The following is an 18155-nucleotide window of genomic DNA, read 5'->3' as shown; positions in this document are numbered from 1 at the left end:
GGACTGTGCAACGGTCGAGGACCGGAACTCACGGCCCCGACGACGTGGCCAGGAGAGGTGGCGGCTACATGCTCGACTACGTGGGAGAACGCTGGGGGCTGATCGCCTTCCAGTCGTTCCAGCACGTCAGCCTGGTGGTCCAGTGCGTCGTCCTGGGCTCGCTGCTCGCCGTCGCGCTGGCGGCCCTGGTCTACCGGAACCCGACGGCGACGGCCGCGGCCAACGGCTTCTCCGCGGTGGGCCTGACCATCCCCTCGTTCGCGCTGCTGGGGATCCTGCTCGCACCGTTCGGCTTCGGCATCACGCCCGCCGTCATCGCGATCACCTTCTACGCGGCGCTCCCCGTGCTGCGCAACGCCGTCGTCGGGCTGGCCGGGGTCGACCGGGCGCTGGTCGAGTCGGCGCGCGGGATCGGGATGAGCCGCATGTCCACGCTGCTGCGCATCGAGCTGCCGCTCGCGTGGCCGGTGATCCTGGCCGGCATCCGGGTCTCCACCCAGATGGTCATGGGCATCGCCGCCATCGCCGCCTACGTGCTGGGCCCCGGGCTCGGCGGCTTCATCTTCACCGGGCTCTCCCGGCTGGGCGGGGCCAACGCGATCAACTCCGCGCTCACCGGGACCATCGCCGTCGTCCTGCTCGCCCTCGTCCTCGACCTGCTGCTGGTGCTCGCCGGCCGGCTGACCACTCCCAGGGGGATCCGTGTCTGAGACCTTGTCCGCGCGTCCGTCCGACGCCGGCTCCGGCGACCGGCGCATCAGCGGCGTCCCCATCCGGCTGGAGGGCGTGACCAAGCGCTACCCCGGCCAGGACACCCCGGCCGTCGACGACGTCACGCTGGAGATCGCCGCGGGCGAGACGGTGATGTTCGTCGGCCCGTCCGGCTGCGGGAAGACGACGCTGCTGAAGATGATCAACCGGCTGATCGAGCCGACCGAGGGGCGCATCCACCTCGGGGACGAGGACGTCACCGACCAGCAGCCCGACCAGCTGCGCCGCCGGATCGGGTACGTGATCCAGGCCGGTGGGCTCTTCCCGCACATGACCGTGGCCACCAACATCGGTCTGGTCCCGAAGATGCTCAAGTGGGACGACGCCCGGGTCAAGGAGCGGGTCGACGAGCTGCTCGACCTGGTCGGGCTGGACCCCGAGCGCTACCGGGACCGCTATCCGCGCGAGCTCTCCGGCGGCCAGCAGCAGCGGGTCGGGGTGGCCCGGGCGCTGGCCGCGGACCCGCCGGTGCTGCTCATGGACGAGCCCTTCGGCGCCGTCGACCCGATCACCCGTCAGCGCCTGCAGGACGAGCTCATCCGCATCCAGGAGGAGCTCGGCAAGACCATCGTCTTCGTCACCCACGACTTCGACGAGGCGGTGAAGCTGGGCGACCGGATCGTGGTCTTCGACGTCGGCGCGCGGGTGGTGCAGTTCGACACCCCGGAGCGGATCCTGGCCGAGCCGGCCGAGGAGTACGTGGCCGACTTCGTCGGCGCCGGCGCGACCCTGAAGCAACTCACGCTGACCCGGGTGGCGGACGTCGACCTCCAGCAGCCGACGACGGCGGCCGTCGGATCGGACTCCGCGGCCGCGGTGGCCGCAGCGCAGGCGGCCGGCGACGACTACGTGGTGGTGCTCGACGAGCGCGGGCGGCCGATCAGCTGGCCCAGCCTGGCCGAGCTCTCCCGGACGTCGACGGTCCCCGACACGGTCGACCAGCGCCTGCCGGTGGTGGGCCTGCGCTCGACCCTCAACGACGCGCTGGACACGATGCTGGCGGCGAGCCAGGGCGGCGTCGTCGTCACCGGCCGCCGGGACTCGGTGGCCGGTGTGATGGTCGTCGAGACGGTCATGGCGGCGATCCAGCGCACGCGGACGCAGGGGGCGGGATGACCGCCTCCACGGAGGTGCGCCCCGGCGGCGCCGCTCCCGGGGTCGTGGCCACTCAGGCCGAGGCCTCGGAGGGAGGCGGCAGCTGGCGGGCGCTGCTCCTGCAGCCGGTCCTGGTCCTGCTCGCGGTGCTGGCCTTCGTCGTCTGGCGGGGCACCGCGGACCTCTCCGACACCGAGTCGCGGCAGCTGGGCTGGGACGCGCTGTCGCGCAGCATCGTGGAGCACCTGCAGCTCACCGCCGTCTCCGCGGTCGTCGTGCTGGTGATCGCGATCCCGCTGGGCGTCGCGCTCACCCGCGGCTCGATGCGCCGGTTCAGCCCGCTGATCATCGGCGTGGCCAACACCGGGCAGGCCGCGCCCGCGATCGGGTTGTTCGTGCTGCTGGCCGCCTGGCTGGACTTCGGGTTCCGGACGGCGGTGATCGGGCTGGTGGTCTACGCGGCGCTGCCGGTGCTGCGGAACACGATCGTCGGCATCCAGGGCGTCGACTCGCGCCTGATCGAGGCCGGGCGGGGCATGGGGATGAGCGCCAAGGCGGTGCTGCTGCGGGTGGAGCTGCCCCTGGCGGTGCCGGTCCTGCTGGCCGGCGTCCGGACCGCACTGGTGCTGCTGGTCGGCACCGCCACCCTGGCGACCTTCATCAGCGGCGGCGGGCTGGGCGTGCTCATCACGACCGGCATCAACCTCTCGCTGGACGCCCTCCTGATCAGCGGCGCGGTCCTCGTGGCGCTGCTCGCCCTCGCCATCGACTGGCTGGGGCGGGTCGTCGAGCACGTCGCCCGGCCGAAGGGGCTGTGATGGGCAACCGTCCGGGGGCCGCGCTGGCGGCCGTCGCGCTCGCCGGGACCATGGCGCTGAGCGGGTGCGGGCTGCAGGCGGCCTCGCAGTACACGCCGCCGTCGGCTCCCGGCAGCATCGAGCCGATCGAGGGCGCCGAGGGCGTCGAGCTGGTCGTGGGCGCCAAGAACTTCACCGAGCAGCTGATCCTGGGCAAGATCGCGGTGATCGCGCTGCAGGTGTCCGGGTTCGACGTCGTCGACCGGACGAACATCCCCGGCTCGGTGCCGGCCCGGCAGGGCCTCGTCGACGGCGACATCGACATGGAGTGGGAGTACACCGGCACGGCCTGGCTCTCCTACCTCGGTGAGACGGAGACGTTCGCCGATCCGCTGGCCCAGTACGAGGTGGTCCGCGCGGCCGACGAGGCCAACGGGCTGACCTGGCTGCCGCCGGCGGAGGCGAACAACACCTACGCCTTCGCGGTGCGCTCCGAGGCGCTGCCCGAGCTGGGCGACGTCACCTCGCTCTCCGGGCTCGCCGAGCTCCCGGTCGAGCAGCGCACCTTCTGCGTGGAGTCGGAGTTCTTCAGCCGCAACGACGGTCTGGCACCGATGCTGGAGGCCTACGGGATCCCGCTCGGCGATCCGGCGGGCGTGCCGCGCGACAACGTCCGGATCCTGGACACCGGCGCGGTCTACACGGCCACCGACGACGGCGCGTGCAACTTCGGCGAGGTCTTCACCACCGACGGCCGCATCCCCGCCCTCGACCTCACCGTGCTCGAGGACGACAAGGGCTTCTTCCCGGCCTACAACATCTCCGCGGTGGTGCTCACCGAGACGCTCGAGGCGCATCCGGAGCTGGCCGACGTCTTCGGCTCGATCAGCGACCTGCTCACCGACGAGGTGCTGCAGCAGCTGAACGCGCGGGTCGACGTGGACGGCGAGGAGCCCGCCGACGTCGCGCTGGACTGGATGGTGTCCGAGGGGCTCGTCACGCGCGGATAGTGTCGCCTCCGATGAGCGACGACGGGCCGCGCGGCTGGGGTGCGCCGCTGTACGAGACGGTGCTCGACGCCACCGCGGTGGGGGAGGGCACCCGCCTCCTCGATCTCGGCTGCGGCGCCGGCCTGTTCGCCCGGGCGGCGGCCGATCGCGGAGCGCTGGTGACCGGGGTCGATCTCGACGACGGCGCCGTGGCGCAGGCGGCAGCCGAGGTGCCCGAGGGGACGTTCCTCGTGCGGCACGCGCAGGATCCGCCGCGCGGCCCGTTCGACGTCGTCGCGGCGGTGCAGCTGCTCATGCACGTCGCCGACCCCGTCGCGGTGCTCCGCCGGGCCGGGCGGGGCGGGGAGCTGGTCGCGGCCACGGTGTGGGGCCGGGACGACGAGTGCGACCTGCGCGTACTGCAGGAGGCGCTGGCGCCACGTCGGCCGGGGCGGGGGCCGGCGGTGAGCGAGCCGGCGCGGCTGCGGGCGATGGCGGAGCGGGCAGGGCTCGTGGTGGAGCGGCTCGACGAGGTCGTCGTGCCCTTCGAGTACGCCGACGAGGACGCCCTGCTCGAGCCGCTGCTGGCCACCCCGGTCGCCCGTACCGCGACGCGGACCACCGATCCGGAGAGCCTGCGGAACAGCGTGCTCGAGGCGGTCGAGCCCTTCGCGACCGGCGACGGCGGTTATCGCCTGGAGAACCTGTTCCGGGTGCTGGTGGCCCGGCCCCGCTGATCGCTCACGCCGACGGCACAGTTCCCTCCACCCCGGGGTGCCGGCTGATGTCGGCGAGGTCCATGCGGGGGCGCCAGTCGCGCATGGCGGAGCGGTGCGGCTCCGCACGGGCGTAGGCGGAGACAGCGGCGTCGTCGTCCCACCACGAGACGGTGGTGAACCGCCGCGCCAGCAGCCGGGCGCGCAGGCGCACCGACCGGACACCGGGCTGCCGACCGCTTGGCGGTAGACGGCCATCGAGGTGCGGAAGAACGCCGGCACGTCGCGCAGCCGGCGCAGGTGCAGGTGGGTGGTGACGACGACGCCGGGCCCCGGACGGGGGTCGGGAGCCGTCCAGGCCAGGTCGGGGATCAGGGGCATGGAGTGCTCCTCGCACTGAACTTTACGGGTGTAAAGCACTCTAGGCTCGTGCTTAACGTCTGTAAAGTGACCCCGTGCCCCGCAACCTCCGCGCCGATCTCGTGTCAGCCGCCGCGTCCCTCCTGGAGCGCGAAGGAACGGTCGGCGCGGTGAGCCTGCGCGGGGTGGCCCGCGAGGCCGGGGTGAGCGCTCCCGCCGTCTACGGGCACTTCGCCGATCTCGACGCGCTGATGGACGCCGTCCTGGACGAGGGGTTCGTCGCGCTGCTGGCCGCGACCCGGTCGGCCGCCGCGGGGGTCGAGGACCCGGTCGATCGGTTGGTCGCCGGATGCCAGGCCTACGTCGAACAGGGAACGGCCGCGCCCGCCCGCTACGGGGCGATGTTCGCCGGGCGGCACCTCCCGCATGCCGGCGAGGCGTTCGACGGTCTGGTCGGCGCGGTGCAGGCGTGCGTGTCCGCAGGCCGCTCCGCGAGCCGCGACCCACGCGCCGACGCGGGGCTGGTCTGGACCGCGCTGCACGGCCTCGTGACGCTCCGCGTGGCTTCGCCGGGAATGGGCTGGCCCGACCTCGAGGCGCAGCTGACCGCGCTGGTGGAACGGCTGGCCCTGCTGACGCCGGAGATCAGCTGAGCGCGCGGACGGTCTCCACGACGGCGACGACGGCGAACACCAGGAACAGCCCGGCGGCCACCCGGCGGATGAGCGCGATGGGCAGCCGGTCGGCGAGCTTCTTGCCCAGGAACACGGCCAGGCCGGAGACGACGAGCAGCGCGGCCCAGGCGCCGACGAAGACCGAGAGCGGCTCCTCGTAGCGGGCGGCGAGGCCGGCGGTGGCCAGCTGTGACAGATCGCCCCACTCGGCGGCGAAGAGCACGCCGAACGAGATCGCCGCGGCGCGCAGGAACGACGTCTGCTCGCGGGCGTCCGCGGCCTCGCCGCCGTCCTCGATCTCCCCGGCGCTGCGCCACAGGATGATCGCGCCGACCAGGAACAGCAGGGCGACGACGCCGGTGACCAGGGCCTCGGGCAGCAGCGACAGCAGCGAGCCGGCGGTGACGGCGATCGCCACCTGCAGGCCGAAGGCCGTGCCGACGCCCACGAAGACCGGGAGCGGGGCGAACCGGGTGGCCAGCACGAGGCTGGCGAACAGCGTCTTGTCGGGCAGCTCCACCGGGAGCACCAGGACGAAGGCAGCCAGGACGACCGACCAGATCACGACGACACTCCTCCGCACGGCTCTGCCGGGCGGGGCTCGGGCAGGCGACCTCTCGGTCGACCACGGTAGCGGGCCGGGCGCTAGCGCTTCCGGCTGGCCTTGACCTGGTACATGGCGGCGTCGGAGTTCGCCAGTGCGGTGTCGGCGGTGTCCCCGGCGCCGCAGAGGGCCACGCCGATGCTGATGCCGACGAGGTGCTCCTCGCCGCCGGTCCGGCGCAGCGGCTCCTGGAACGCAGCGGTGATGCGGTCGGCGATGACCTGCGCGGCCTGCTCGGTGCCCACCTCGGGGCAGAGGACGACGAACTCGTCGCCACCGATCCGCGCGACGGTGTCGCCGGGGCGGATGGCACCGGCCAGGCGGCGCGACGCCTCGACGAGGACCTCGTCGCCGGCGGCGTGACCGGCGAGGTCGTTGACCGGCTTGAAGCCGTCCAGGTCGCAGTACAGGACAGCCATCGTGCGCTGTGCCCGCTCCGCTGCGGCCAGGCTCTGGTCCAGGCGGTCCAGCAGCAGGTTGCGGTTCGGCAGGCCGGTGAGCGGGTCGTGCAGGGCGGCCTCCCGGAGCGCCGCCTCGAGGGCGCGCTGCTCGGTGACGTCGTGCAGGACGGCGACGACGCCGAGGAGGTTCCCCTCGTCGTCCCGGACCTGGGCGCCGGCGGCCGCGACGCGGCGGGTCGGCCGGCCGGGCACCGTGATCCCCGACTCGACCGGGTCGAGCTTGCCCTCCCGGTAGATGCGCCACAGCGGCACCTCGTCCGGCTCCAGTGGCCGGCCGTCGACGTCGGTGAGCGAGAAGGTCGCCGGGATGTCGGCCGGGGCGACGTCGGGGTCGGCGTCCATCCCGTGCCACTTGCGGCTGGTGGCGTTGAACAGCGTCACCCGGCCCTCGGCGTCCGCGCCGACCACGCCGACCGGCAGCACCTCGAGCAGGGCCTTGGTGAAGGCGGTGGAGCGGGCGAGGTCCTCGTGGGCGCGGGCGATCTCGGCGCGGGCCAGCTGGCTGGCGGCGGCCAGGTCGGCGAGCTGGCTGGCCTGCTGGCGGGCACGGACGAGCGAGGCGACAGCGGTCGCGACGTCGGCGAGCCGCTCCCGCTCCGCGTCGGTGAACGCGTGCGGGGCGTTGTGGAACACGCAGATGGCCGCGATGAGGACGTCGTCGACGGTCACCGGGGCGTAGGCGAAGGCGCGGAGCCCGTCGCGGCGGCCGTCCACCCAGGGGCTGCCGGCGAACGCGGGTTCGGCGGTCATGTCGTCGCAGCTCTGCACGCCCGGCCCGCGCGCCATCATCAGGTCGATGACCGAACCCTTGCGGGGCCAGGAGGTGTAGCGGAAGCCGTCCGACGCCAGGACGCGCATGATCGGGGTGTCCATGCTGATCACCGAGGCGCGGGTCATGCCGGTCACCGCGGCGGCGACCCGGATGAGTCCCTCGAGCGCGGGGTCGGCGTCCAGGGCGGGCAGGTCGTCGGAAGCCAGGGCAGCGAGACGGCCGAGCGCCGCACGGGGCTCCGTCGTGCTGCTCATGCTGGTCCTCCCGGGTCCGGCCGGTCCGTTCCAGCCGTTCGGTTCCGTAACGGCGCAGTCGGGTTCCCGATTGAGCCCTCGCGGCCGGACTCCCTCGCACGGGTAACTCCGCAGGCCCACCCGGCGGTTCCCGGCCCGCCACCGGCCGGTGGCCGGGGTTCCTACCCGCGGCCCTTCCGGCCGACACGGCAGCGCCGCGGCGGGCGGATTCAGCCCCAGAGCGGAGGCGCGTCCTCGACCCGGGATGCGGGGTCGGCGGGGTAGGCCGCCTCCGCGGCGGCGGTGGCCGCGCGGAGGACCTCCTTGACGGGCAGGTCCCGCTCCCGCGCCAGCGTGACGACGTCCTCGAACTCGACGCCGACGTTGACCACCCGGTCGCCGGCGGTGGCCACCTTGACCCCCACCTGCCCGCCGAGGACGTCGACGGAGGCCAGGCTCCGTTCCAGGGCGACCTTCCGGGCCTCCACGACCCGCATGCCGGTGGTGGAGGTCGCGGAGAAGACGGCGGACTGGACCGACGTGAGGGCGTCGGGCCGGCACAGCGCCGACAGCATGTGCGCCGGCCGCCCCTGCTGCACCAGGATCGGGGTGAGCCAGGCGTCGGACGCGCCGGCGGCCAGCAGCGCGTCCAGCACGCCGGGCCAGAGACGCGGGTCGAGGTCGTCGACGTTGGCCTCCACGACGACCGGCAGGAGCGGCGCCGGGCGGGACGGCTCCCCCAGGACCAGCCGGACGACGTTCGGCAGCTCCTCCGGGTCCTCCTCGCCGGCGCCGGTGCCGACCCGCTGCGGGCGCACCGCGGGCAGCGGCGTCCAGTCGTCCACCCGGGCGGCGAGCAGCGCCGCGCCGGTGGCGGTGCACGTCTCCTCCGGGAGGACGCCGGCCTGCACCGGGACGCCGCGCAGCAGTTCGAGCACCACCGGGCCGGGAACGGGCTGGAGGCCGCTCCGGAAGGGAACGGTTCCGCTGCCCACGGCCACGGGAGAGGCGGTGAGCCGCTCCAGCTCCAGGTACTCCAGGCAGGCGAGGACGCCGACGATCGAGGCCAGCTCCCGGGCCGTCCCCAGCTCGCGCAGGGGCACCTCCTCGGCGTCGACCCGCTGCGCAGCCGCCGCCGCGCGGGCCAGCCGCTCGACGACCGCGAGGGCGCCGTCCCGGACCGTCGGTGGCAGCGGAGCGGCGTCGAGCAGCGCGCGGACACCGGGCCAGGTGCGCTCCTCGTCGGCCGCCGCCGCGTGCACGACCGCCAGGGTGGCGCCCAGTCCCTGCCGGCTCACCTGCTGGGGCTCCAGGTGCAGATGTTCCACGTGCAACGCCGCGATCGCCTCGGTGGGCACCTCGGGTGGCACGCCGACGTCGAGCAGGGCGCCGAGCAGCATCTCGCCCGTGGCTCCTGCTGCGAGATCCAGCCACCCGATGGTCACGCTCGGACGGTAGCCGTCCACGAGCCCCGGATGGCTCACCGCTCGCGGACGGCGGCGATCAACCCGCCGCGGGATGCGCATCGTCCCCGAGAACGGGTACGGCAGGCCCCACCGACCCGGGGAGCAGCCATGGCATCCGAACCCACGACCGAGGGCAGGCCCGGCGGCCGGCTCGCCAGCAGCACCCGCTCGACGCTGCTCGGCGCGATGTTCCTGATGGCCACCTCGGCCATCGGTCCCGGCTTCATCACCCAGACCACGACCTTCACCGTCCAGCTGGGCGCCGCGTTCGCGTTCGCGATCGTCGTCTCGATCCTCATCGACATCGCCCTGCAGCTGAACGTGTGGCGGGTCATCGGCATCAGCGGCCGGCGCGCCCAGGAGCTGGGCAATCTCGTGGTCCCCGGCCTCGGCTGGGTGATGGCCGGCCTGCTCGTGCTGGGTGGCCTGGTCTTCAACGTCGGCAACGTGAGCGGCGCCGGGCTCGGCCTGGACGCGATGCTCGGACTGGACCCGAAGATCGGCGGCGCGATCTCCGCCGTCGTCGCCATCGGCATCTTCCTCAGCAAGAAGGCGGGCGTGGCGGTCGACCGGATCGTCGTCGTCCTCGGATTGGTGATGATCGCGCTCACCGCCTACATCGCGATCACCTCCGGGCCCCCTGTCGGTGAGGCGCTGAAGAACGTCGTCCTGCCCGAGGAGATCGACTTCCTGGCCATCACCACGCTGGTGGGCGGCACGGTCGGCGGCTACATCGTCTACGCCGGCGCGCACCGGCTGCTCGACTCCGGTGTCAGCGGCCCGGAGCACGTCCGGAGCATCACCCGCGGGTCGGTCACCGGCATCGTGATCACCGGCGTGATGCGCGTGCTGCTGTTCCTCGCGATCCTCGGTGTGGTCACGGCCGGCGTGGACCTCGGCGCCGAGAACCAGGCGGCGTCCGCGTTCCAGCAGGCCGCCGGCGAGGTGGGCCTGCGCGTGTTCGGCGTCGTCCTCTGGGCCGCGGCGATCACCAGCGTCATCGGCGCGAGCTACACCTCGGTGTCCTTCGCGACCTCCCGGACCGGCACCAGCGACCGCACCCGCACGGTGCTCGTCGTCGGGTTCATCGCCGTCACCTCGCTGGCCTACGTGCTGATCGGCGCCGCGCCCACCACGCTGCTGGTCTTCGCCGGCGCCTTCAACGGCCTGCTGCTGCCGATCGGCATCGCCGTCCTGTTGTGGGTGGCGACGTTCCGGTCGGACCTGCTCAATGGATACCGGTACCCGCGCTGGTTGCTGGGAGTCGGCTGGGCGGCGTGGCTGCTGACCCTGTACCTGGCCGTGCGGTCGATCCAGCCGGTCATCGATCTGTTCGCCTGAGGGAGGCTGTCGGCGTGGACCTGAACTCCGATCTGGGTGAGGGCTTCGGTCAGTGGACGCTCGGGGACGACGACGCGCTGCTGGGGGTGGTCACCAGCGCGAACGTCGCCTGCGGCTTCCACGCCGGCGACGCCGTCATCATGCGGCGGGTCTGCGAGCGCGCGGTCGGGGCGGGCGTCGCCATCGGGGCGCAGGTGGGCTACCGCGACCTGCCGGGCTTCGGCCGCCGGTTCATCGACGTCGAACCGGCCGCGCTGACCCAGGACGTCATCTACCAGCTCGGCGCGCTGGAGGCGTTCGCCCGCATCGCCGGGGACCGGGTGCGCTACCTCAAGCCGCACGGGGCGCTGTACAACGCGATCGTCGCGCACGAGGAGCAGGCGGCGGCCGTGGTGGCGGCGGTGGTCGCCTACGACCCGACGCTGCCGGTGCTCGGCCTGCCGGGCTCCGCCTGGCTGCGGCGAGCGGCCGACGCCGGGCTGACGGTCGTGCACGAGGCGTTCGCCGACCGGGCCTACACACCCGAGGGCACGCTCGTCTCCCGCCGGCTGCCGGGCGCGGTGCTGCACGATCCGGCCGAGATCGCCCGCCGGTGCGTCGCGATGGCCACCGGCGAGCCGATCCGGGACGTCGAGGGCGGTTCGCTGACCCTGCGGCCGGCGTCGATCTGCGTGCACGGGGACACCCCGGGGGCGGTGGAGATCGCCCGGCAGGTCCGAGAGGCGCTCACCGGGGCGGGCATCGAGCTCAGCCCCTTCGTGCCCTGATGCGGGTCCTGCCGAGCGGCAGTGCCGCCGTCCTGGTCGAGCTGGACGACCTGGCGGCGGTGCTCGGGCTCTACGCGGCCCTGGCCGACGCGTCTCCGGACGGCGTGCTCGACGTCGTGCCCGCGGCGCGCACGGTGCTGCTCGCCTTCGACCCGGCTGTGACCACGGCGGACGCCGTCGGCGAGGCCGTGCGGCGGACGACGCCGCGCCCGTCCGCGTCGGGCACCGGCGAGGTCGTGGAGCTGCCGGTGCGCTACGACGGCGAGGACCTGGCCGAGCTGGCCGGGCTGCTCGACGTCCCGCCCGACGAGGTGGTGCGCCGGCACACGCAGACCGAGTGGACGGTGGCCTTCGGCGGCTTCGCCCCGGGCTTCGGCTATCTCGTCCAGCCCGGCGGGAACTGGGACGTGCCGCGCCGGTCGACGCCGCGGACGCGGGTGCCGGCCGGTTCCGTCGCGCTGGCCGGGGAGTTCAGCGGGGTCTATCCGCGGGAGTCGCCCGGCGGCTGGCAGCTGATCGGCCGCACCGACGTCGCCGTCCTCGACCTCGACCGGGAGCCCGCGGCCCTGCTGCGGCCGGGGGTGCGCGTGCGCTTCGTGGACGCCGGATGACGCTGACAGTGCTCGCCGCCGGGCCGCTGACCACCGTGCAGGACACCGGCCGGATCGGGCAGGCCGCGCTGGGCATCGGCCGCTCCGGCGCCTGTGACCGGGGCTCGGCCGCGCTGGCCAACCGTCTGGTCGGCAACGCGGCCGACGCCGCCGTCCTCGAGGTGACCTACGGCGGCCTGGCGGTGCGGGCCGAAGCCGACCTGACCGTGGTGACCACCGGCGCCCGGTGCGCCGGGGCGACGGCGCACAACGCCCCGGTGCGGCTGCGGGCCGGCGAGCTGCTGCGGCTCGGCGCCCCGGTCAGCGGCCTGCGCACCTATCTCGGTGTGCGCGGTGGCATCGACGTGCCCGCGGTGCTCGGCTCGCGGGCCACCGACGTCCTCTCCGGGCTCGGCCCGCCCGTCGTCCACGACGGCGACGTGCTGCCGGTCGGAGCCGCATCCCTGCCCCTGCCCGACGTCGACCTGGCCCCGGTGCCGGACCCGCCGGGAGGTGGAGTGACGGTGCGGGTGCTGCCGGGCCCGCGCGCGGACTGGTTCGGCGACGCCGGGTGGGCGCGGCTCGTCGGCCAGCAGTGGCAGGTGACCAGCGAGAGCAACCGCGTCGGTCTGCGCCTGGACGGCGAGCCGATCGACCGGGTGCGCACCGGGGAGCTGCCCAGCGAGGGGATGGTCCGCGGAGCCCTGCAGGTGCCGCCGTCAGGCCTTCCGGTGCTGTTCCTGGCCGACTCGCCGGTCACCGGCGGCTATCCGGTGATCGGGTACGTGCGCGACGACCCGCGGAGGAGCGACGTGGATCGCTGCGCCCAGCTGCAGCCGGGGCAGACGGTGCGCTTCTCGGTCTAGCGGCGCGAGCTGCGGCGGGCGACGCGGGCGGCGAAGACGCCGGCCGAGTACCCGTTGTCGATGTTGCTCACCGTCATGCCGGGCGTCGCCGCGGTCAGCATGGTCATCAGCGCGCCGAGCCCACCGAAGGCGCTGGGCTGGCCGGTGGAGGTCGGCACCGCGACCACCGGGACGTCGGTGAGCGAGCCGATCATCGTGGCCAGCGAGGCCTCCATGCCGGCGACCACCACGAGGCAGTCGGTGTCGTCGAAGATCGTGCGGTCGGTCAGCAGGGAGCGCGTCCGGCTGCCGGCGACGTCGTCGATGCGGACGACCTCGGTGCCGGCCACCCGGGCCACGAAGGCCGCCTCGGCGGCGACAGGCGTGTCGGCGCCACCGCTGCACAGCACCGTCACCCGGCCGGCGGGCTCGGGCACGGTGCCGATCGCGGCGGCCGAGGCGGCGGCGTCCATGGTCGTGGCGGAGCCGTGCTCGGTCGCGAGGGCGACCAGGGTCTCGGGGACGGCCCGGAGCACCAGCACGGGGCGGTCGGGGTGCTCCCGACGTGCCTCGCGGACCAGCGTCAGGACCTGCTCGGTGCTGCGGCCCTGGGCCCACACCACGTCGGTCTCCACCGCGCCGGGGACTGCGGGCCCGACCTCGTCCACCACCACCGGCTCGGCGTCGTCGACGAGCGGGTCCTCGATGGCGGCGTCCTCGACGACGGTGTTCTCGACGGCGGGCTGCTCCACCACGGTGTCGTCGACCACCACGGCGTCGATGGTCTCGGGCGCGGACGTCGTCGGCAGCGGGCCGAGCAGGGGCTCGGTGGGACGGTCGGTGCCCAGCGGGGGATACGGCCGGTCGAGCAGCGCGGCGAAGCCGGACTCCTCGTCGCGGACGGCCGTGACGGCACGGAGCGCGGCGTCGAGGGGGGAGGGGGGCGCCGAGGTCAGCGTGCCCGGCTCGGTCGCGGGAGCGACGTCGTCACCCGCTGCGGGGCCGAAGGAGGCGTCCAGCGGGCCGGCCGCCGCGCGGGTCTGGGTGAGAGCGGACAGCCGCACCACCCGGTCGCGCCCGCTGCGCTTGGCGTCGTAGAGGACGCCGTCGGCGGCCGCGAAGAGGGTCTTCCGGTCATCACCTCGGGTCGCCGAGGCGATGCCCGCGCTGATCGTGACCGGCAGCTCGAGGCCGAGCTCCGACCAGGGATAGCCGACGACCGAGGCGCGGATGCGCTCCAGAGCGCGCTCGGCCTGCTCGGAGGTCGTCTCCGGCAGCAGGATCACGAACTCGTCGCCGGCCCAGCGGCACACCTCGTCGGTGTCGCGCACGCCGGCCACGAGCAGCTCGCCGACGACGCGCAGCACGGCGTCGCCACCGGGGTGCCCGATGGCGTCGTTGATCGACTTGAACCTGTCGACGTCGACCACGGCGAGGGCCGGGACGTCGCCGGCGGCCAGCAGACCGTCCAGGCGGGCCTCGGCGTAGCGGCGGTTGGGCAGGTGGGTGAGCGGGTCCTCGTAGGCCTGGCGGCGCAGCTGCCCGGCGGCGCGCTCGGTCTCCAGCAGGCTCTTGCGGCGCCCGAACAGCTCGACCCAGCGGGTGCGGCGCTCGTCGACCCGGTCCAGCTCGTCGGTGAGGTAGGCCTGCAGGTAGGGGAGCGCCCGCTCGGCGTCGTTCAGGTCCGCGTGCAGCGTGCACAGCTCGCGCAGGGCGGCGCGGCGCACGCGCGGCAGCCCGTGCTCGGTGGAGAGGTCGAGGGCGGCGACCAGGTGCTCGTCGGCGGCGCGGCCGTCGCCCTGGCGACGCAGTGCGCGGCCGAGCGCGAGCTGCGCCGAGGCGAGCCGGGCCCGGTCGCCGGCGCCGCAGGACAGCCGGACGGCGGCACGGAGCGGGCCGACGGCAGCTGCCTGCTCGCCCATTCCGACGAGTGCCCAGCCGTGCACGATCTGCGCCGGCACGATGCCGGGAGCGTCGGGAGGGAGCTGCACGAGGGCCTGCTCGGCCAGCTGGCGGGCCTCGGCGAAGTACGGCGCGGCCGACTCGGGGGCGCCGTCGTCGAGCAGCCCCTCGCCGAGCTCCGCGCACAGCTCGCCCAGCCGGGTCGCGGCCACCGCCACCAGCACGTCGGGGTCGGCGGTGTCGGGCTCCAGGAGCGCCGGGTCCGCCGCGGCGGCCTGCGCGGTCTCGTGCGCCCGCCGCTGGTAGTCCAGCGCCAGCGGCATGAGCTCCAGGTCGGCGAGGACGCCGGCCAGGGTGGTGAGCGTGTCGATCAGCAGGACGCTCGGCGGAAGGGTCGGGTCGAGCAGGCTCGCGGCCTCCACGGCCTCGTCCATCGCGGCGTCGATGCGCCGGGAGAGCAGCTCGATGCGCGCGTGGCGGGCGAGCCCGGCGGCGCGCTGCAGGTGGTCGTCGGCGGCGTCGAAGGCAGCCTTGGCCGAGCGGACGAGGGCGATGGCCAGCGCCGCACGGGACGCCGACTCCGACCGCGGGTCGGTCTCGGCGGGAGAGCCGTCGAGCAGCCCCGCCACGCCGGCGTGCAGGTCGAGGGCGGGCTCGGCGGGGGAGTCCGAGGGCACCGGCTCGCCGACCAGGGTGAAGCCGGCCAGCCGCAGCCTGCGGACCAGCAGCTCCGCCCGCAGCGTGTCGGCCCAGGCCCGGCCCAGGGAGTTCGGGGCGTCGTCCATCGCGTCGGCGGCCGGAACGGCTGCGACGTAGGGCGACGGATCCCGCTCCACCCCCGACAGCAGCTGCTCGGCGTCGTCGAGCTGCCAGTTGCTCAGGGCGGCGGTGACCCGCTGATGCAGGGCTCCCGGTGGCACGAGGGCACTGTGCATGTCGGTACCGACAGTGTCGAGAACCGATCCCGGAACGCGCCGTCCCCCGTCCGTCTCGTCCCTCCCGTCCCAGGCGTTCGGGAAGGTCACGCGCTCTCTCCCCGGCGCAGGCCGGCCGGGGGGCCGACGTCCGGAGGAGCGTGGGCGCGCACCCGGTTCCGGCCGCCGCGCTTGGCGGAGAACAGGTGCAGATCCGCGGAGTCGAAGAGCGCCCGCCAGCCGACGAACGGGCTGGGCTGGCCCTCCGGGACGGCCGGTGCGGTGGCGACGCCGATGCTGACGGTGACCGGATCGGAGATCGCCAGATCGCTCCAGTCCGCCTCGGCGACGGCTGCCCGGAGCCGCTCCATGATCACCATGGCCTGGGCCTCGGCGGCGGTGGGCAGCACGACGAGGAACTCGTCACCGGCCCAGCGGTACACCTCGTCGCCGTTGCGGCTGTGCTCGCGGAGCAGGTCGGCCACCCGCCGCAGCACGGCGTCGCCCTGGGTGTGCGAGGCCTCGTCGTTGACCTCCTTGAACCGGTCGACGTCGACGACGGCCAGCGACAGCGGTTCCTGCCCCAGCTTGAGCGCGCCCAGCCGGCGCTCGGCGCTGCGACGGTTGCCGAGCCCGGTGAGCGGGTCCTCCAGGGCGTGCCGGCGCAGCACGGCCGCCTGGCGCTCGGCCTCGCGCAGCCGGCTGCGGCGGACGAACATCTCCGCCCACATCTCCCGGCCCCGGGTGTGTGCGCGGCCGGTGTCGGCGCGGTAGGCCTCGAGCCAGTGCAGCGCCTCGGCGGGCCGGCCCAGGTCGGCGTAGTCCTGGCCGAGCTCGAGCAGGGTCTGCCGGTACCGGCGGCGGTCACCGGTCGCGGCGAACGCGCCGGAGGCGTCGACCAGCAGGTCGATCGCCTCCTCGGCGAGCAGGTCGTCGTCGTCCCGCTTGGCCACGGCGGTCAGCAGCCGCGCGAGGACGAGGTCGGTGTAGCCGCGCAGCCAGACCCCGGCCTCGCGCTGCACGGACCGGCGGACGCGGCGCAGCGGGCCGAGCGCGTCGTCGAGGTCGCCGCTGCACATGAGCGCCCACGCCTGGACGACGTCGAGCAGGTCGGCCTCGGTCTGCTCCGGCTCCCAGTCCAGCTCGCGGGCCGCCGAGGCGCGGACGAGCGCCTCGCCGGCGAGCTCCTGGGCGCGCTCGGAGTCGCCGCGTCGGCGCAGCGTCTGGGCGAGCTCCACGTGCTGACGGGCCGAGAGCAGCAGCAGCCGCCCGTGGTCGGTGACATCGGGGAGCGCGGCGGCGACCTGGTGGCCGAGGGCGGCGTGGGCGACCGCCAGCTCCTCCAGGTCCAGCCCGGAGAGCGTGAGCGACAGCCAGCGGTGCGCCTGGAGCAGCGCCCGGGAGGGCTGGGCGGCCTGGCCGTCGGTGAGCAGGCTGGCGTCGACGGCCAGCAGCATGGCGTGGTCGAGGTGGTCGGCGGTCACCTCGACGTGGGCGAGGTACGCCATCAGCAGCGCCGTCTCCGAGGACACCGGGCAGCGGTCGAGCAGGTCGCGGGCGGCGGCCACCTCGTCGGCGGCGACGTCGTGGTCGCCGACGAGCTGGGCGCGCCGGGCGGCCAGCGCGTGCCGCCATGCCGTCCAGGCGGGCTCGTCGGCGTCGGCGAAGGCGGCGTCGGACTCGTCGAGCAGGTCCACGAACGGGCCCGCGTCCTCGGCGTCGCTCAGGTCGAGCAGACGCCAGAGCGCGGCTTGGAGGACGCCAGGGGCGACGCGGGCCGGGCCGGTGGTCACCTGCTCCTCCACTCGCGGGTCGGCGGCCGATTCTGGCCGGATGTGCCGGTGTCGAGGTCGGTCTGCCGGGTGGGGCGTGCGCCTCGTCCCGTGCGCACTACCCTCGTCGGATGCCCGGGAAGCCACCCAGCACGTCTCCGACGCGGTTCGTCTATCTCGGGCCCGAGGGTACCTTCGCCGAAGCGGCTCTGAGCAGGGCGATTACGTCGACCGAGGGAGTCCGTTCCCCCCGGCCGAGTGTGGCCGCGGCGCTGGCCGCCGTCCGGTCGGGTGAGGCCGACGCCGCGCTCGTCCCGCTGGAGAACTCGGTCGAGGGCTCGGTGCCCGCCACGATGGACGGGCTGGCCGACGGCGAGCCCCTCGTCATCACCCGCGAGGTCTTCCTCGAGGTCGCGTTCGTGCTCGCGGTCCGGCCGGGGACGGCGTTGTCCGACGTCCGCACGCTGGGCAGCCATCCGCACGCGCTGGCCCAGACCGGCCGGCGGCTGGCCGAGCTGCTGCCCGACGTCCCCCCGCTGCCGATGACGTCGACGGCGGCGGCCGCGGCGGCGGTGGCCGCGGGCGAGGTGGACGCGGCGGTGTGTGCGGCGATCGCGGCCGCGCGCTACGGGCTGGACTGCCTGGTCGACGACGTCGCCGACAACGCCGGCGCCGTCACCCGGTTCGTGGTCGTCGAGCGCCCCGGCCCGCTGCCCGCGCCCACCGGCAACGACAAGACGTCGCTGGTCGCCGTCGTGGGGGACCGCACCGGCGCCCTGCTCGACCTGCTGCGCGAGTTCGCCGTCCGCGACATCAGCCTGACCCGCATCGAGTCGCGGCCCACCCGGCAGCGCCTCGGGGTCTACTCCTTCTCGATGGACTGCGAGGGCCACGTCGCCGAACCGCGGGTGGGGGAGGCGCTGGCTGCGCTGCACCGGATCTGCGACGACGTCCGGTTCCTCGGCTCCTATCCGCGCGCCGACGACCGGGAGAACCGGCCGGTGCCCGCGGAGTCGGCCGACGCCGCGTTCGCCGAGGCCGAGGGGTGGCTGGCCCGGCTGCGCGCCGGCGACCTCTGAGCGCGTC

Annotated in this window: 17 protein-coding genes; 11 read left to right on the top strand and 6 right to left on the bottom strand. The window is 74.6% G+C overall.

All coding sequences use genetic code 11. The features are described from left to right. The first annotated feature begins 68 nt into the window (after positions 1-68). From LBW97_RS08540 to LBW97_RS08520, 5 genes are read left to right on the top strand one after another with little or no spacing between them, the layout of a single operon-like run. Positions 69-710 (top strand): ABC transporter permease, encoded by a 642-nt coding sequence (locus LBW97_RS08540; protein WP_224498969.1) that lies wholly within the window; start codon positions 69-71, stop codon positions 708-710. Further along, complete coding sequence (locus LBW97_RS08535) at positions 703-1887, top strand: betaine/proline/choline family ABC transporter ATP-binding protein (protein ID WP_308010443.1); 1185 nt, start codon at positions 703-705, stop codon at positions 1885-1887. Before LBW97_RS08540 ends, LBW97_RS08535 begins: the two co-directional genes overlap by 8 nt. Beyond that, positions 1884-2684: an ABC transporter permease gene (locus LBW97_RS08530; RefSeq protein ID WP_224498968.1), complete on the top strand. Its 801-nt coding sequence runs from the start codon at positions 1884-1886 to the stop codon at positions 2682-2684. The genes LBW97_RS08535 and LBW97_RS08530 overlap by 4 nt, the downstream gene beginning before the upstream one ends. Next, positions 2684-3673, top strand: coding sequence for a glycine betaine ABC transporter substrate-binding protein (locus LBW97_RS08525; protein ID WP_224498967.1), 990 nt, complete (start codon positions 2684-2686; stop codon positions 3671-3673). The genes LBW97_RS08530 and LBW97_RS08525 overlap by 1 nt, the downstream gene beginning before the upstream one ends. Positions 3674-3684: 11 nt before the next feature. Continuing rightward, a complete protein-coding gene (locus LBW97_RS08520; protein ID WP_224498966.1) occupies positions 3685-4389 on the top strand; it encodes a bifunctional 2-polyprenyl-6-hydroxyphenol methylase/3-demethylubiquinol 3-O-methyltransferase UbiG in 705 nt (234 codons plus the stop codon). Between the two features lie 4 nt (positions 4390-4393). Here LBW97_RS08520 and LBW97_RS08515 read toward each other — a convergent pair whose 3' ends face one another. Further along, on the bottom strand, positions 4394-4582 hold the full coding sequence (locus LBW97_RS08515; RefSeq protein ID WP_224498965.1) for a hypothetical protein: 189 nt from the start codon (positions 4580-4582) through the stop codon (positions 4394-4396). Between the two features lie 241 nt (positions 4583-4823). Here LBW97_RS08515 and LBW97_RS08510 point away from each other — a divergent pair, with 241 nt between their 5' ends. After that, positions 4824-5381 carry a TetR/AcrR family transcriptional regulator gene (locus tag LBW97_RS08510; protein ID WP_224498964.1) on the top strand — a complete coding sequence of 186 codons (558 nt, stop codon included), beginning with the start codon at positions 4824-4826 and terminating at the stop codon, positions 5379-5381. On the opposite strand, the gene LBW97_RS08505 is transcribed toward LBW97_RS08510, so the two are convergent. From LBW97_RS08505 to LBW97_RS08495, 3 genes are all read right to left on the bottom strand, one after another. Continuing rightward, on the bottom strand, positions 5374-5967 hold the full coding sequence (locus LBW97_RS08505; RefSeq protein ID WP_224498963.1) for a TMEM165/GDT1 family protein: 594 nt from the start codon (positions 5965-5967) through the stop codon (positions 5374-5376). The two genes, LBW97_RS08510 and LBW97_RS08505, sit on opposite strands and share 8 nt — an antisense overlap. An 80-nt stretch (positions 5968-6047) precedes the next feature. Beyond that, on the bottom strand, positions 6048-7493 hold the full coding sequence (locus tag LBW97_RS20210; RefSeq protein ID WP_304505411.1) for a diguanylate cyclase domain-containing protein: 1446 nt from the start codon (positions 7491-7493) through the stop codon (positions 6048-6050). Positions 7494-7702: 209 nt separating this feature from the next. Continuing rightward, positions 7703-8917 (bottom strand): LarC family nickel insertion protein, encoded by a 1215-nt coding sequence (locus tag LBW97_RS08495; RefSeq protein ID WP_224498962.1) that lies wholly within the window; start codon positions 8915-8917, stop codon positions 7703-7705. 129 nt (positions 8918-9046) lie between these two features. On the opposite strand from LBW97_RS08495, the gene LBW97_RS08490 reads away from it, so the two are divergent. Genes LBW97_RS08490 through LBW97_RS08475 form a run of 4 tightly spaced genes read left to right on the top strand, consistent with a single transcriptional unit; the run spans position 9047 to position 12502 of the window. Continuing rightward, positions 9047-10279, top strand: a complete 1233-nt coding sequence (locus tag LBW97_RS08490) for an NRAMP family divalent metal transporter (protein WP_224498961.1) — start codon at positions 9047-9049, stop codon at positions 10277-10279. A gap of 14 nt (positions 10280-10293) precedes the next feature. Further along, complete coding sequence (locus LBW97_RS08485; protein WP_308010442.1) at positions 10294-11046, top strand: 5-oxoprolinase subunit PxpA; 753 nt, start codon at positions 10294-10296, stop codon at positions 11044-11046. Then, positions 11046-11657: an allophanate hydrolase subunit 1 gene (locus LBW97_RS08480; protein WP_224498959.1), complete on the top strand. Its 612-nt coding sequence runs from the start codon at positions 11046-11048 to the stop codon at positions 11655-11657. The genes LBW97_RS08485 and LBW97_RS08480 overlap by 1 nt, the downstream gene beginning before the upstream one ends. Next, complete coding sequence (locus LBW97_RS08475; protein ID WP_224498958.1) at positions 11654-12502, top strand: biotin-dependent carboxyltransferase family protein; 849 nt, start codon at positions 11654-11656, stop codon at positions 12500-12502. The genes LBW97_RS08480 and LBW97_RS08475 overlap by 4 nt, the downstream gene beginning before the upstream one ends. Here the strand turns inward: LBW97_RS08475 and LBW97_RS08470 are convergent. Next, a complete protein-coding gene (locus LBW97_RS08470) occupies positions 12499-15303 on the bottom strand; it encodes a diguanylate cyclase domain-containing protein (RefSeq protein WP_224498957.1) in 2805 nt (934 codons plus the stop codon). The two genes, LBW97_RS08475 and LBW97_RS08470, sit on opposite strands and share 4 nt — an antisense overlap. A 101-nt stretch (positions 15304-15404) precedes the next feature. Next, entirely contained in the window at positions 15405-17090 is a 1686-nt protein-coding gene (locus LBW97_RS08465; RefSeq protein WP_224498956.1) for a diguanylate cyclase, read from the bottom strand. Between the two features lie 110 nt (positions 17091-17200). Between LBW97_RS08465 and pheA the strand changes: the two genes are divergently transcribed. After that, positions 17201-18148 carry a prephenate dehydratase gene (gene pheA, locus LBW97_RS08460; RefSeq protein WP_224498955.1) on the top strand — a complete coding sequence of 316 codons (948 nt, stop codon included), beginning with the start codon at positions 17201-17203 and terminating at the stop codon, positions 18146-18148. Positions 18149-18155 lie beyond the last annotated feature (7 nt).

Origin of the sequence: Blastococcus sp. LR1 (assembly GCF_020166105.1) — a bacterium.
In the GTDB taxonomy this organism is placed as follows: domain Bacteria; phylum Actinomycetota; class Actinomycetes; order Mycobacteriales; family Geodermatophilaceae; genus Blastococcus.
The sequence above is the reverse complement of the archived record's forward strand: the minus strand, read 5'-3'. Positions and strand labels throughout refer to the sequence as shown.